Source organism: Pseudomonas sp. GW821-FHT03A09 (assembly GCF_059421065.1).
In genome coordinates this window covers 16677-31686 of the sequence record NZ_JBWKUX010000020.1, presented here as the reverse complement: position 1 = coordinate 31686, position 15010 = coordinate 16677, and the positions used below count along the sequence as shown (strand labels likewise).

The 15010-nt window shown below is 60.1% G+C and carries 12 protein-coding genes and 1 pseudogene; 11 read left to right on the top strand and 2 right to left on the bottom strand.

The window, feature by feature from the left end; translation table 11 throughout:
* Positions 1 to 35: 35 nt before the first annotated feature.
* Both AC07V4_RS25705 and AC07V4_RS25700 read left to right on the top strand, forming a co-directional pair.
* Complete coding sequence (locus AC07V4_RS25705) at positions 36 to 1862, top strand: glycoside hydrolase family 15 protein (RefSeq protein WP_492638601.1); 1827 nt, start codon at positions 36 to 38, stop codon at positions 1860 to 1862.
* Between the two features lie 158 nt (positions 1863 to 2020).
* Positions 2021 to 2947 carry an alpha/beta fold hydrolase gene (locus AC07V4_RS25700; RefSeq protein ID WP_492638602.1) on the top strand — a complete coding sequence of 309 codons (927 nt, stop codon included), beginning with the start codon at positions 2021 to 2023 and terminating at the stop codon, positions 2945 to 2947.
* Here the strand turns inward: AC07V4_RS25700 and AC07V4_RS25695 are convergent.
* Positions 2917 to 3885 (bottom strand): GlxA family transcriptional regulator, encoded by a 969-nt coding sequence (locus AC07V4_RS25695; protein WP_492638603.1) that lies wholly within the window; start codon positions 3883 to 3885, stop codon positions 2917 to 2919. The two genes, AC07V4_RS25700 and AC07V4_RS25695, sit on opposite strands and share 31 nt — an antisense overlap.
* Positions 3886 to 3975: 90 nt before the next feature.
* On the opposite strand from AC07V4_RS25695, the gene inhA reads away from it, so the two are divergent.
* Positions 3976 to 4656 (top strand): isonitrile hydratase, encoded by a 681-nt coding sequence (gene inhA / locus AC07V4_RS25690; protein ID WP_492638604.1) that lies wholly within the window; start codon positions 3976 to 3978, stop codon positions 4654 to 4656.
* 9 nt (positions 4657 to 4665) lie between these two features.
* Here the strand turns inward: inhA and AC07V4_RS25685 are convergent, their stop codons facing one another.
* A complete protein-coding gene (locus AC07V4_RS25685; RefSeq protein WP_492638605.1) occupies positions 4666 to 5295 on the bottom strand; it encodes a LysE family translocator in 630 nt (209 codons plus the stop codon).
* 482 nt (positions 5296 to 5777) lie between these two features.
* Between AC07V4_RS25685 and AC07V4_RS25680 the strand changes: the two genes are divergently transcribed.
* From AC07V4_RS25680 to AC07V4_RS25645, 8 genes and pseudogenes are all read left to right on the top strand, one after another.
* The gene (locus tag AC07V4_RS25680; RefSeq protein ID WP_492638606.1) at positions 5778 to 7217 is read left to right on the top strand and encodes an undecaprenyl-phosphate glucose phosphotransferase; all 1440 of its coding nucleotides are present in this window, start codon (positions 5778 to 5780) and stop codon (positions 7215 to 7217) included.
* Positions 7217 to 8677: a mannose-1-phosphate guanylyltransferase/mannose-6-phosphate isomerase gene (locus AC07V4_RS25675; RefSeq protein WP_492638607.1), complete on the top strand. Its 1461-nt coding sequence runs from the start codon at positions 7217 to 7219 to the stop codon at positions 8675 to 8677. Before AC07V4_RS25680 ends, AC07V4_RS25675 begins: the two co-directional genes overlap by 1 nt.
* A gap of 1 nt (position 8678) precedes the next feature.
* Positions 8679 to 9590 (top strand): glycosyltransferase family 2 protein, encoded by a 912-nt coding sequence (locus tag AC07V4_RS25670; RefSeq protein WP_492638608.1) that lies wholly within the window; start codon positions 8679 to 8681, stop codon positions 9588 to 9590.
* 6 nt (positions 9591 to 9596) lie between these two features.
* A pseudogene (locus AC07V4_RS25665) lies at positions 9597 to 9974 on the top strand (polysaccharide biosynthesis/export family protein); the annotation flags it as partial.
* A complete protein-coding gene (locus tag AC07V4_RS25660; RefSeq protein WP_495029367.1) occupies positions 9972 to 10421 on the top strand; it encodes a polysaccharide biosynthesis/export family protein in 450 nt (149 codons plus the stop codon). The pseudogene AC07V4_RS25665 and the gene AC07V4_RS25660, both read left to right, overlap by 3 nt.
* Positions 10422 to 10497: 76 nt before the next feature.
* Positions 10498 to 12477, top strand: a complete 1980-nt coding sequence (locus AC07V4_RS25655) for a GumC family protein (protein WP_492638610.1) — start codon at positions 10498 to 10500, stop codon at positions 12475 to 12477.
* A complete protein-coding gene (locus AC07V4_RS25650; protein WP_492638611.1) occupies positions 12477 to 13658 on the top strand; it encodes a glycosyltransferase in 1182 nt (393 codons plus the stop codon). Before AC07V4_RS25655 ends, AC07V4_RS25650 begins: the two co-directional genes overlap by 1 nt.
* On the top strand, positions 13655 to 14995 hold the full coding sequence (locus tag AC07V4_RS25645) for a beta-galactosidase (protein ID WP_492638612.1): 1341 nt from the start codon (positions 13655 to 13657) through the stop codon (positions 14993 to 14995). Before AC07V4_RS25650 ends, AC07V4_RS25645 begins: the two co-directional genes overlap by 4 nt.
* Positions 14996 to 15010: the final 15 nt, after the last annotated feature.

Sequence of the window (15010 nt, the reverse complement as noted above, 5' to 3'; positions counted from 1 at the left end):
CTCAGAAAAGACTCTCATAAAACGGTGGGCGGGCAATGGTTGACTTCAAGAATGAACCCCAAAGCGCCATTGATGCCCACGGCATCATTGGCGACATGCGCAGCGCCGCCCTAGTCAGTGATAAAGGCAGCATCGACTTCTTCTGCTGGCCGGAGTTCGACAGCCCGTCGATCTTTTGTTCACTGCTCGACACTCCCGAGGCCGGTGTGTTCCAGCTCACCCCGGACTTGCCCAACGCTCGCCGCGAGCAAATTTACCTGCCCGATACCAACGTGCTGCAGACCCGTTGGCTGAGCGACGAAGCCGTGGTGGAGATCACCGACCTGCTGACCGTCAGTGAGGAAGTCGACGACTTACCGATGCTGATACGCCGGGTGCGTGTGGTCAGTGGCAAGGCGACCATTCACCTGCGCTGCGCTGTGCGCCATGACTATGCGCGTTCGGCAACACGCGCCAGCGCCAACCATGACAGTGTGCTGTTCACTGCCGACGGCCAGCCTGGCCTGCGCTTGGTTGGCAGCCAGCCGTTGACCCTCGAAGACCACTCTGCGATCGCCCGCTTTACCCTCGACCAGGAACAGGGCGCCGAATTCGTGCTGGGTGGCGCAGACGATCCACGTGTCACCCACCACTGCACCGACCTGTACCTGGAGCGCACCTTGAAGTTCTGGCGCGGCTGGATCGCCCAGTCCAATTACCGTGGGCGCTGGCGCGAGACGGTCAACCGCTCGGCCCTGGCGTTGAAACTCCTGACCTCGCGCAAGCACGGCGCAATCATCGCCGCCGCCACCTTCGGCCTGCCGGAAACACCTGGTGGCGAGCGCAACTGGGATTATCGCTACACCTGGATCCGCGACGCTTCGTTCACCGTCTACGCCTTCATGCGCCTGGGTTTTGTCGAGGAAGCCAACGCTTATATGCGCTGGCTCAAAGGTCGCGTGGGTGACTGTTGCGGGCAGCCGATGAAAATCAACATTCTCTACGGTATCGACGGTCGCCAGCAATTGCCGGAAGCCGAGTTGGATCACCTCAGCGGCCATGGCGGCGCCAAGCCGGTGCGCATCGGCAATGGAGCATTCGAGCAGATCCAGCTGGATATCTACGGCGAATTGATGGATGCGGTGTACCTGGTCAACAAATACGGCGAGGCCATTTCCCACGAAGGCTGGAAACATACGGTGGAGGTGGCCGATCAGGTCTGCGAAATCTGGAACCGGAAGGATGTCGGCATCTGGGAAATGCGCGGTGAGCAACATCACTTCCTGCATTCACGGCTAATGTGCTGGGTGGCATTGGACCGCGCAATCCGCCTGGCCTCCAAACGCTCGCTGCCTGCTCCGTTCACCCGCTGGGACCAGACCCGCCAGGCAATTTACGCCGACATCTGGAGCAATTTCTGGAATGAAGAACGCGGGCATTTTGTGCAGCACATTGGCAGCACGGCACTGGACGGCTCGATGCTGTTGATGCCGCTGGTGCGCTTCGTCGCCGCCACCGACCCACGTTGGTTATCGACCCTGGAAGCCATCCAGAAAAGCCTGGTGCGCGACGGCATGGTGTACCGCTATCGCAACGACGACAGCCAGATCGACGGCCTGCAAGGTACCGAAGGTGCGTTCGCTGCGTGTTCGTTCTGGTACGTCGAATGCCTGGCCCGCGCTGGGCAGGTGGAAAAAGCCCACTTGGAGTTCGAACAATTGCTGCGGTATGCCAACCCGCTGGGCTTGTATGCCGAGGAGTTTGACAGCCAGGCCCGGCATTTGGGGAATACGCCACAGGCGTTGAGCCATTTGGCGCTGATCAGTGCAGCGACGTTTTTGGACCGTAAGTTGAGTGGAGAGAAAACCGTCTGGCAACCCTGAACCCAATGTGGGAGTTGTCGAGCTTTAGCGAGGCTACGATGGCGGTGGGTCAGTCAACTTCAATGTCGCCTGTGCCGCCGTCTTCGCGGGCAAGCCCGCTCACACACTTGGATTCGTATAGAGTCTGAGGATCTTCGGCCAACTCATCGGAGCCCACGATGTCTACCAGCAACTCGCTGTTTTCTATTCGCACACCCATGCTCAACGTGGCATACGAAGCCCACGGCCCCGTTGAGGGTGAGCCGGTGATCCTGCTGCACGGCTTCCCCTACGACCCTCGCGGCTACGATGAAATCGCACCGGTCCTGGCCGAACATGGCTACCGGGTGCTGGTGCCATACCTGCGTGGCTATGGCCCGACGCGGTTCACCAACGATCAGGTGATGCGCTCCGGCCAGCAGGCGGCGCTGGCCAAGGATCTGTTGGACTTCATGGATGCGCTGTCTATCCCGCGCGCAACGCTGGCAGGTTATGACTGGGGCGGGCGGGCGGCGTGTATTGTCGCGGCGTTGTGGCCCGAACGGGTACGTGGATTGGTAACAGGCGATGGCTACAACATCCAGGATATCGCCCGGTCGCTCAAGCCCCGTGCGCCGGAGACGGAGCATCGGTTGTGGTACCAGTTCTATTTTCACACCCAACGTGGTGTGGATGGCCTGACGGCCAATCGCCGCGCGCTCTGCGAACTGCTGTGGCAGTTATGGTCGCCGACCTGGGCCAAAGGGCCGAGCCTCTACAGCAACACCGCGCCATCGTTTGATAACCCGGATTTTGTCGACGTGGTGATTCATTCCTACCGCCACCGTTTCATGTATGCCCCTGGCGATCCGGCGCTGGAATCCATCGAGCAGGCCCTGGCCCGGCAGCCGCCGATTTCGGTGCCGAGCATTTCACTCTGCGGCGCCGATGATGGTGTGGGGCCAGCCCCGGTGGAAGACGACGATGTGGGACATTTCAGCGGTTTTTACCGACGCGAAGTCTTGCCCGGGGTGGGCCACAACATTCCACAGGAAGCACCGCAAGCGACCCTGGACGCCCTGCTGGAGTTGCTCGCTCATGACACCGGCGAAAAACGTTCGCGGTAAGCCTGGGGCGTCACCGACAGCGCCCGCAAGAAGCTGCGACGCAGGGTTTCTTCACAGCCAAACCCGCATTGCACGGCGATGCGCTTGATGGATGTGGTGCTGTCGGCCAATTGCAGGCGGGCGGCTTCCACGCGGAGCAGTTCAACCGCCCGCGCCGGGGTTTGCCCGGTCTCGGCACGGTAGTGGCGGACAAAGCTGCGCTCGCTCATACAGGCCTTGGCAGCCAGGGTTGAAAGGTTGAGGTCCAGGCTCAGGTTTTCCGTGATCCAGGCGTGCAATTCGGCAAAACGACTGTCGCCTTTTTGCAGGGACAACGCCGCACTGAACTGCGATTGCCCGCCCGGGCGCTTGAGGAACACCACCAGGTGCCGCGCCACCTCCAAGGCGACGGCTCGGCCCAGGTCTTCTTCCACCAGGGCTAGGCACAGGTCGATACCGGCCGTGACGCCGGCAGAGGTCCACACGCCACCCTGCTGGATAAAAATCGGATTGGGCTCCACCGTCAGCGACGGAAACTTGCGCGCCAGTTCTTCGCAGCGAGTCCAGTGGGTGGCCACGCGGCAGCCGTCGAGCACGCCGCTGGCGGCCAGCAGGAAAGCGCCGGTACACACCGAGGCCATGCGCCGGGTGTGCCGGGCTTTTTCCCGCACCCAGTCGACCAGCGCCGGATCTTCAGCAGCCCCGTAAACGCCCCAGCCCCCAGCGATCACCAAGGTATCGCCGGGCGTGTCGGCAGACGGCAGCGGCTCGGCCAGCAGCGCCAGGCCGGCGGAGGTCATCACCGGCGCTGCCTGGGCCGCGATCACCGATACCGCGTAGGGCAACGGCAAACCGCGCTGGCGGGCCAGGTCGTTGGTGGAGGCAAACACTTGCAACGGCCCGGTCACGTCGAGCACTTGGGCATTATCGAAAGCGAGGATGTGAATGATCCGAGTCATGTTTGGCGTGATCTGTGGGCTCAATGGCGAATACGCCAAAGCCTAGGCCTCTAGAGTGGAGCCGTCCACCCCTCTTTCGGAGTTTCATACATGACCTTGCAGATCGGCTTTCTGTTGTTCCCTGGCATCCAGCAGTTGGACCTGACCGGCCCCTACGACGTGCTGGGCTCACTGCCGGATGTGCAACTGCACCTGGTGTGGAAAGACCTTGCGCCGATCACCTCCAGTACCGGCATGGTGTTCACGCCGACCATGACCTATGCCGGCTGCCCGCGCCTGGACGTGATCTGCGTACCCGGTGGCGCCGGCGTGGGTGCCTTGATGGAAGACCCGCAAACCCTGGACTTCCTCAACGCCCAGACACTCACGGCGCGCTATGTGACGTCGGTGTGCACCGGCTCGCTGGTGCTCGGCGCGGCGGGCCTGCTGCGGGGTCGCAAGGCCACCACCCACTGGGCGTATCACCACCTGCTCGCCCCGCTCGGCGCTACCCCGGTGCAGGCGCGTGTGGTGCGTGACGGCAACCTATTCACCGGGGGCGGCATCACGGCCGGGATCGACTTCGCACTGACCCTGGCCGCCGAGCTTTACAGCGAGGCCGCCGCACAGCTGGTGCAATTGCAGATTGAATACGCGCCGGCGCCGCCGTTCGACGCGGGCAGCCCAGACACCGCGCCCAGGCATGTGCTGGAAGAGGCCCAAAAACGCACGACGGAGTCGCGTCGGGTACGCGGTGAAATTGTCGCGCGGGCGGCAGCGCGGTTAGGCTGACGCGTCTCCTCAGGCCGGGCGCGACATCACCGCCAACCGCGCGGCCAATAGCATCAGTACCGTCGCCAGGCCCCACTTTTGGAGCCTGGCGCTCTGGGCGCGGCCGGCAAAAAAACGGCTGAGCGCACCGCCGAAAAAACCCAGCAAGGCATGAAACACACTGGCGATCAGGGTCAGGACGCCCCCCAACACCAACAGTTGCAGGGCGATGGACCCTGCCTCGGGCCTGACGAACTGGGGCAGGAATACCATGAAAAACAGCAGCGCCTTGGGATTGAGCAAACTGTTGACCATGGCCTGCAGGAACACTTGCCCCAGACGCACACGACGGACCTGGGCCATATCCAGACCGGAATTTTTCTGCAACGTCTTGTAGGCCAGCCACAACAAGTAGACCACCCCGGCGTAGCGAATCAGATCGAACGAAGGCGGCCAACTGGCGACCAACGCAGTCAAGCCGGTGGCGGTCAATACCGTCAGCAGCACATCCGCGACGCAGATCCCCAGGCTCGAAGCCAGGCCACCACGCCAGCCGTAACTCACACCATGACTGATCACAAAAGCCATGTTCGGCCCCGGGGATAACAGCAACAGCAAAACAGCGCCTGAAAAAACCGCCAGGGTTGCCAAGTCGATCATGCTCGCGCCATCCAGCCAGGAAAGCCCTCAGATTAATCGGCTGAGCGTGTGCCCACAAAAAATTGTGCTGGATACATTCATCACCATCAGCAACACCGGCAGGACATTCAGCGTGCTGCCCTCCTTCCTACCGCCTTTATAAAAAGGTTTTCCATCCGCACAGGAAAATTCTCACATTTGTTCCTACACTCAAAATCACATCCCGCCACCGAGTGTCCGAACAAGGAATGTCAACAAAATGACACAAACAAGACAAATTAAAGTGCCTGGAATGCCAGCCTCGCAAAAAAGTCAAGTTATTGACTAATTCACCAAAAGGACACATCCTTTAGCCACTGCCCCTACAAACTTCCTTCATTTGGATGGCTTCACGTGGATGAAATAGTTGCGTTTTACCCAGAGTAGCCGTCGGTCGACTTGCCCCTGGTTAAGCAAGCAAACCACCGAGCCAAAGAGTCTGGAGTGCAATGAGGGATGTCTGTATGCGAGAGAAGTCGTCAGTCGATAGCCTGTTTTTGACACGCGCCGGTTTTATTGAGTTTTTTGTTGTTTTTGTCAAATTGGTCCACGGACTGACTGCGATCTTGCCACCGCTGATCCTGGTGCTTTTCCTCGACCCGATGGTCCCTGAACTGCGCTCCCACTTCCTTGGCCTGCTGCTGTTTTTCGCGATCCTGACCATCATTCTGTTTCAGGCCTTGGGGATTTATTCCGAAGATCTTTTCAGCAATCGCCTGCGCCTGCGCACCAGTATCGTGGCGTGGTCCGCTGCGTTCTGCATCTTGCTGTTCATGTACCAGATCCTGCAGTTCTTCCCGCAGTTGACCCCACGCAACCTGGCGGTCTGGTACATCGCCAGCCTAGGCTTGTTCTGCGTGGAGCGCCTGGTGATGCTGCGCCTGTATCGCAACCTGATGCGCAAGGGCAAATACTTGCAACGCACGGTGATCCTGGGCTTCACCGACACCGCCGTACACGTGGCCGACCACCTGCAACGCAACGGCGATATCCGCTCCGGCCTGATCGGCTTCATCGACGACCGTACCGAGCGTATTCCCAAGGAACTCAGCAACCTGCCCTTGCTCGGCAACACCCGCGACCTGGAAAAACTGATCCGCGCCGAGCAGGTCAACCAAGTGATGATCTGCCTGCCCTGGGCCGCCGAGCAACGTATCCACGGGTTGGTCAATCGCCTGCGGCAGATGTCGGTGAACGTGATGCTGGTGCCCGACATGGCCGCCCTGCGCTATGGCCACAGCCGCATCACCGACGTGGGCGGCATCCTGATGTTCAATACCTCGCAATTGCCGTTGCGCGGTTGGTCACCTTTCATCAAGCGCTGTGAGGATTTGCTGTTGGCCAGCCTGACATTGGTGGTGCTGTCCCCGGTGATGCTTATCACGGCCCTTGCGATCAAGCTCGACTCCAAGGGCCCGGTGCTGTTTCGCCAGAACCGCTACGGCTACAACGACAACGAGATTCGTGTGTTCAAGTTCCGCTCGATGTTCACCGACCAGAGCGACTTCACCGCGGAGCAGCAAACCACCCGCAAAGACCCGCGCATCACACGTGTGGGCCGCATCATCCGCAAGACCAGCATCGATGAGCTGCCGCAGTTGTTCAACGTACTGCAGGGCAATATGTCCATGGTCGGCCCGCGTCCCCATGCCACGGCGACGAAAGCGGCAGGCATTCCGTTTGAAGTGGCGGTGAGCGAATACAGTTCGCGGCATCGGGTCAAGCCGGGCATTACCGGTTGGGCGCAGATCAACGGCTACCGGGGTGAGACTGACACCCTGTTCAAAATCCAGAAACGCGTCGAGTACGACTTGGAGTACATCTCCAAGTGGTCCGTATGGTTTGACCTGTATATCGTTTTCATGACGGTCCCTGCCGTCCTTTCCACCAAGGAAGTCTATTGATGAATACCCTCAACGGATTAATTCCCTGCATTATTTCCGGTGGTTCGGGCACACGGCTGTGGCCAGTGTCCCGACAGAACATGCCCAAGCCCTTCATGCGCATGCGCGATGGCCAGAGCCTGCTGCAAAAGACCTTCCAGCGCGCAGCCAAACTGCCCGGCGTGGAAAGCGTCCTCACGGTGACCAACCGCGACCTGCTGTTCCGCACCCTGGATGACTACCGTGGGGTGAACAAGGCCCACCTGCCCCTGGACTTGCTGCTGGAACCGTTCGGCCGTAACACCGCCGCCGCCATCGCCGTTGCCGCGTTGCACGTGCAGGAGCATTTCGGCGACACCGCCCAGTTACTGGTGATGCCCGCCGACCATTTGATCTTGAATGAAGTCGCGTTCGCCGAAGCCGTGACCCAGGCCCGCGACCTGGCCGAAACGGGCTATCTGGTGACCTTCGGCATCCAGCCCGACCACCCGGAAACAGGTTTTGGCTACATCGAAAAAGGTGAAGCCCTGAGCACCGGCAACCGGGTCAAACGCTTTGTCGAAAAACCCGACCTGGCCACCGCCCAAGGCTACCTCGACGGCGGCAAGCACCTGTGGAACGCCGGCATGTTCTGCTTCAAGGCCAGTACCTTGGTGGACGAACTGACCGTCCATGCACCTGACGTGTTGGCGGCTGCAAAAGCAGCGTTGGAACATAGCCAGCACCTGCAGAACAAGACGTCGCGCCAGCGTGAGCTGGACTCGGATGCGTTCGGCACCGCGCCGGATATCTCCATCGACGTGGCGCTGATGGAAAAGTCCAAACAGGTGGCGGTGGTGCCCTGCGACATCGGCTGGAGCGATATCGGTTCCTGGGAAGCACTGCGCCAACTCACTCCCAGCGACGCCCATGGCAACCAGGTCAACGGTGAAGCGATCCTGCATGACGTGCACAACTGCTACATCGACTCGCCCAAGCGCGTGCTCGGTGCCGTAGGCGTGAAAGACCTGATCATCGTCGACACCCCCGACGCCCTGCTGATTGCCGATGCCAATCGCAGCCAGGATGTGCGCTACATCGTCGCCGAACTCAAGCGTCAGAACCATCCGGCGTTCAGCCTGCACCGCACGGTCACGCGGCCTTGGGGCACCTACACCGTGCTGGAAGAAAGCAGCCGGTTCAAGATCAAGCGCATCGTCGTCAAGCCACAAGCTTCGCTGTCGTTGCAAATGCATCACCACCGCAGTGAACACTGGGTGGTAGTCAGCGGCGCTGCACAAATCACCAATGGCGACCGTGAATTCCTGATCAACGCCAATGAGTCCACCTATATTCCTGCCGGGCACAAACACCGCCTGACCAATCCCGGCATCATCGATCTGGTGATGATCGAAGTGCAGAGCGGCGAGTACCTGGGCGAAGACGACATCGTGCGCTTCGACGACATCTATGGGCGCGCCCCTGCAGAAGTGAAGAAATAATATGCGCACCGCGCTGATCATTCCGACCCGCAACGCCTCCAGCCACCTCGCGCGGCTGCTGCCTGCGCTGAAGATGCAGACCCTGCAACCGGACGAGATACTGGTGGTCGATAGCGCCTCCAGTGACGACACCGTGGCGCGCTTTCGCGAATTCGGCGCGCGAGTCGAGGTGATCGACGCACGGGACTTCAACCATGGCGGTACACGGCGCTGGGCCAGCGAACAGGTCGGCGGCGACGCACTGATCGTGATGACTCAGGACGCGATTCCGGCGAATGCACACACCTTCGCCAACCTGATTGATGAGTTGCAGCTCGACCCGCTCAACGGTGTCGCCTACGGACGCCAACTGCCCCACCCCGGCGCGGGTGTGCTGGGCGCACAGTCACGGCACTTCAACTACCCGGCCCAGAGCCGCAGCAAAAGCCTGGCTGATGCTCCTGAGCTTGGGATCAAAACCTGCTTCAGTTCCGACTCCTTTTCCGTATACCGACGCAACGCCCTGGAAGCGGTGGGTGGTTTTCCGGCCGATGTGATCGGCAGCGAAGACGCCTACGTTGCCGCACGCATGCTGCTCGACGGCTACAACGTGCGCTACGCCGCCACCGCCGAGGTTTATCACTCCCACGATTACGGCCTTATGGACGAGTTCCACCGCTACTTCGATATCGGTGTGTTCTATGGCCGTGAGCCGTGGATTCGCCAGGCGTTTGGTGATGCCGGCGGTGAAGGCAAACGTTATGTACTGGCCGAACTTCGGGCTCTGCGCGAAGCCGGTGCCTTGCATCGCACACCCGAAGTCGTGGTGCGCAGTGCCTTTAAATTGCTGGGCTATCGCCTCGGCCACCTTGAACGCTACCTGCCCAACTCGCTCAAGCAGCGCTTGGGTATGTTCTCTACCTACTGGACCTGAGCCGTCATGAAGACTACCAACCGACGTTCCCGTCTTACCCTGCTCGGCCTCCTGAGCGTCTCAATCTGGCTGGCCGGTTGTTCGACCCCTGCGCGGGTGCCGCTTCCTGACAAAGAAACGCTCAAGGCTGGCCATCAAGCGGCACTGACGCTGGCTGATCTGCCACCGGCCCAGGTGCTGATCCAGAGCGGTGACTCGCTGCGTATCGTGCGCGATGCCCAGGAGCCGGCAGCTGCCGATGAGATGACCATCTTCGTGGTGCGCCCTGACGGCGTGATCTCGATGCCCAATATCGGGCGCATCAAGGCGGCATTGCGTACACCGGAGGACCTGGGCAAGGAGATCAGCGACAAGTTCAAACGTATCTACCGCGAGCCCGCTGTGACGGTAAACATCGCCAGCGCTCCGAGCAATCGTGTGTTTATTGGCGGCGCGGTGCCTAACCCGGCGTTTTTCGACCTCGCGGGTTCGGTCAGCATAGAACAGGCGCTGCTCAGTTCCGGTGGTGTGCTGCCTTCGGCGGACAGCTCCAATATTGCCCTGATGCGCACAGGCGCCAACGGCAAGTACAACATGTACTTCATCAGCCTGAGCGACATGCTCACCGACCCGAATCACCCACGGGTGCCATTGCAACGCGGCGATTTGATCTATGTGCCGCAGTCGAAGATCGGTGCAACAGTTGAAGCGGTGGACATGTATTTCACCCGGTTGTTTCCAATCAACAAAGGCATTGGTATTGGCCTGAACTACGACCTCAACAATCAGGGCGTGAAGAACAGCGGTAACACCACCAACAACACCAGCACCACCATCAACAACAAGCCATGATCCTGGCGCCGGTTTTGTATGACTCGACCCTGTTCTTTCCATTTAGCGTTCAATACTTATTCAATGGAGTGATCCTGTGATCGAAATCCGCTCTCTACGCGACCTGCTGCGGTTGTTCTTCATCTTCCGTCGCGAATTCAAGCTGGCAGTGATCACCACCATCGTGGTCGCGGTGCTGGGTGCATTCCTGTTACCGGCTCGCTACGAGTCCGACGCGCGTCTGCTGGTCAAGCCGGGCCGGGACAACACCACGGTTCCCATTGAAGCCGGCAACCGTCAGACGCTGATTGCCCCGAGCACTCAGCACGACCCGATCGTTGACGAAGAGAAAATGCTCACCGGTCGGCCGATCATCCACATCGTTGCCGAGCGCTACCTGGCCATGACGTCAGAGCCGCCGCAAGGGTTTTGGAACACGTTAAAATTCTACGTCAAGAAAGGCGTCGGCGAGGTACTCGACGGCGTGCGTAGCGTGCTGCAGTTTATCGGCCTGGCCGAGAAGCAAAGCCCGTTAGAGCGCTTGGCAACCGAACTGGAGAAGAACTTTAAGGCCAGCCATGAGCCTGGCTCCTCTGTGATCGAAATCTCCTTCACCTGGGATGACCCCGCTGTTGCGCAAAAAGTCGTGCAGACCTGGGTCGACGCTTACCTCGAAGAGCGCGCGCGAATCCTCGGACGCAAGAGCCTGTACGAGTTTTATGACGTAGAAGGGACCAAGGTTGCCAGCCAGATCCAGACCCTCAAGGATCAATTGCAGGGCCGCTTGAAGCAGATTGATTCGATCAGCGTCGACGCGCGCTTGAAGAACCTCACCAGTCAGATTGACCGTACCACCGATGCCAAAGTCAGTGCAGTGAACAAACTGTCGGGGATTCGCAGCTTCCTGGTCAACGCCGCCCTGCAGATCAAAAATCAACCCGCCGAAGTGGTGACGTCCCGGGAAACCAGCCTCAACCCGACCCAACTGGACCTCAAGCGCCAGCTCAACACCTTGCAAGTAGAACGTGCGCGCCTGCTGCGTACTTTCCTGCCAGGCACACCGCAAGTAAACCAGATTGAACAAAACATCCAAGACCTGAAAGCCTTGAGTGCTCAGGAAGCAACTCGCCTGGAACGTTCGCAAAACAGCGCGCCCAACTCGCTGCTGATCAACGTCCAGCAGCAAGTAATTGATGCTCAACTGGAAGAGCGCAAGCTGGCCGGGGAAATCGACAGCTTCAACACCACACTCGCCGCACTGCGTACCGAGCGCGACCGTGTGATGACCGAAGAACCTGAGCTCAATCGCCTGACCCAACAACTGCGCACCGCCGAGAAAAGCTACGCGCTGTACTCGGAAAACCTTGAACAGGCGCGCATCGACCACGAGCTGGACAGCAGCCAGATCAGCAACATTGCCTTGATCGAACACGCCACCTTGAACCCGGCGCGGGTGTTCCCGAAAAGCTTACTGATTCTGTTGTTCGCCATCCCGGCCGGTCTCGCCGTGGGCCTGCTGACCATCTACGTGCTGTACCTCTTGGACCAGCGCATCCACGACGGCGCGCGGCTGCAAGAACTCTTCCACGTGCCACTGTGGAGCAGCATCCCCGACGTACACGACACAACCCCTGCTGCGCTGACCGCGAGTATCTATCGCTTGTACAGCCTGCTGCCCACCGACCGCATCGCCGGCGAGGGCTTTGCCCTGGGGCTGACCTCGGCGCGCCATGGTGAAGGCGTGACCTACATCATCGAGCAGTTGAAAAGCCTGCTGGTAGAGCGCGGTCATAAGGTCACGGTCAATGGCGCACAAGCGCCGCAACCGGGTGAAGTGCTGCTGCTGGACGCCTCTGCCCTGTCGTCCAACCCGCAAGCGTTTCTGACCTTGCGCCGCGCCAACCAGATTGTACTGGTGATCGAGGCCCGTACCAGCACCGTGCCAACCATTGAGAACGCTCTGTCGCTGCTGACTACCGCGTTCGGTAAGGTCGACGGGATCATCCTCAACCGTCGTCGCTTCGAAGTACCGGCCAACGTCCTGGCACGGATCAACAGCTGGCGCGGAGCGGCCTGATGCGGATTGCGCTGCTGGCACCGCTGCCGCCGGAACAAACCGGCATTGCCGACTACGCCGCGCACTTGTGCAAGGCGTTGGTCGAACTGGGCATTGAGGTGCTCACACCGCTCAAGGGCTGCCACAACCCAGCCGAATTACAGCGCCAGTTGCATGTATTTGACTGGAACAGCGTGGACCTGGTCCACGCAGAACTGGGCGGTGGACGCTTCGGCGAATTCCAGGCGCTGGACTATTTGCGCCTGGCTCATCCGCAGTTGCCACTGACCGCTACCGTACATGATCCAGAGCGGCTGATTTGGCGTCGGGCCAAATTGTTCTTCCCGCTGACCTTGCTCGAACGCCTGCCCCATCCAATGCCACAAGCAGCAGCCTTGTTAGCCGACCCGTTGACCCTGCATGAAGAACGGCGTGTGGCCAAACACATGCGCCGCCTGATCACCCTCACCCAGCTGGGCGGCGACTGCCTGCGTCAGCGCATGAGGCTGCGTGCGGACCAAGTAGCGGTGATTGCCCATGGCAACCTGGCGATTGCGCCGGTGACATTACCGCCTCTGGACCCCCTGCGGCTGCTGTATTTCGGTTTTATTTACCGCGGCAAAGGCATCGAGGATTTGCTTGAGGCCTTGGCGCGTTCGCTATCGGCCAACCCGCAATACCGTGGCCAGGTCCGCCTGACCCTGGCCGGTGGCACCGCACCAGAAATGACCTTCGACCCAGCCGGTAACTACCTGGACAGTTTGCGTCAACAGATTGCCGCACTGCAGCTCGGTGACGTAGTGGACTGGCAACTGGACCTGCCCTCGGCCGACATTGCACGCACGATCCAGGCACACCATGTGATGGTGCTGCCGTATCGCGAATCGAAAAAGCTCGGCTTCCTGGGGCAGATGCGTGGCACCAGTGGCGCCCTGTCCTGGGCCAACGCCTGCGGACGCGGGGTCATTACCTCCAATGCCAGGGCCTTCGCCGAAGAAGTAGCCGAGGGCAATGGCATTACGTACCAGCAAGGTGATATCGACTCATTAAGTGACGCCTTAAACCGTTTGATCCTGGACCCGCAACAGGCTCGCCAGTGGGCGAACCAAGCTGCTCAGATCGGCCAGCAACGCCAGTGGGCCAACACCGCCCAGCGTTTTGTCGAGTTATTCCAGTCGGCATGTAAGGAGCCATCGAGATGAATATTTTGCCTGTTCGCCCAGTGCTGCGTTATCTGCCACTGGTGGCGGCCATCACCCTCGGCAGCGCCTTGTTTTTGAGTGAGAAGGTCGACGCCGAGCCGGTCAATCTGGCACCCCAGCGCACAGTGGTGTGGAAAGACTTCCTGGGGGTGAACGCACATTTTCTATGGTTCAAGCCTGAGCAGTATCGCAAACAAATCAACCAGTACCAGAAGCTGGGGCTGAACTGGGTGCGCGTCGACCTGCATTGGGACCGCCTGGAGCCCAAGGAGCAGGACTATCAACTGAGCACCTTCGACGAACTGGACAAAACCCTCACCGACAAGAACATCCGCTCAGTGTTCTACCTGGTAGGTTCGGCGCCGTTTGTAACCACCGCGCCCAAGGGTGCGCCATTCCAAGACCAATACCGGCCTCGGGACAACAGCGTATACGCTTTGCGCCTAGCGATGCTCGCCAAGCGCTATCCGCATATCGATGCCTGGCAGGTATGGAACGAACAAAACCTGCCCAATAACTGGCGCCCTCAAGTGAATGCCAAAGAGTACGGGGAGCTGTTACTGGCCAGCCACCAGGCGCTGAATCTCGCTGCGCCAGGCAAGACACAGGTGATGGGCGGCATGGCGTATTACAGCCAGATGCCCCCTCGTGGCAAAACCCTGATGTTCGAGGCGCTGGGAGCGCTAGGGGTACAAACCCTCGGTATGGTCGCGGCGTATCACCCTTACTCGATGACCCCGGAAACCGATGAGCCTGGCAAGAACGAAGTGCTCCTTCGAGGCGATCAGCTCAATGCAATCCTGCACAACGCGGGGATCAAGGACGTTTGGGCCACCGAATGGGGCTGGTCCAGCTATGCCGGGCCCAAAGAGCTACAGGACCTGATCGGCATCGACGGCCAGGCCGACTACACCCTGCGCCGCCTGGCGCTGATGGCGTCCCAGGACTACCAGAAAATTTTCCTGTTCGCCCTCTCGGACCTGGATGAACGAGCCTCGGCGCGGGACCAGCACTACGGCCTGCTGGACCTCAATGGCGAACCGAAACCGGTATACACCGCGCTTGCGCGATTCCTGGAAATCACCGGTCCGCGCCTCACGCCCGGCACCACGCCGTCACTGCGGGATGTTCCGAAGGACTTGTACAGCGTCGCGTGGACCCGCGACGACGGTAAACACTTGTTGATGTACTGGAGCGCCAACGGCACAAGCATCACCCTGCCCGAGGTACATAACGCCGAACTGATTGACCCGTTGACCGGCGCCAGGCAAACCTTTGACGATGGCAACGGCATCCGCCCGCCGGTCAAACCAACGTTGCAGATACTCGTGTGGTAATGCATTCAGGCATGG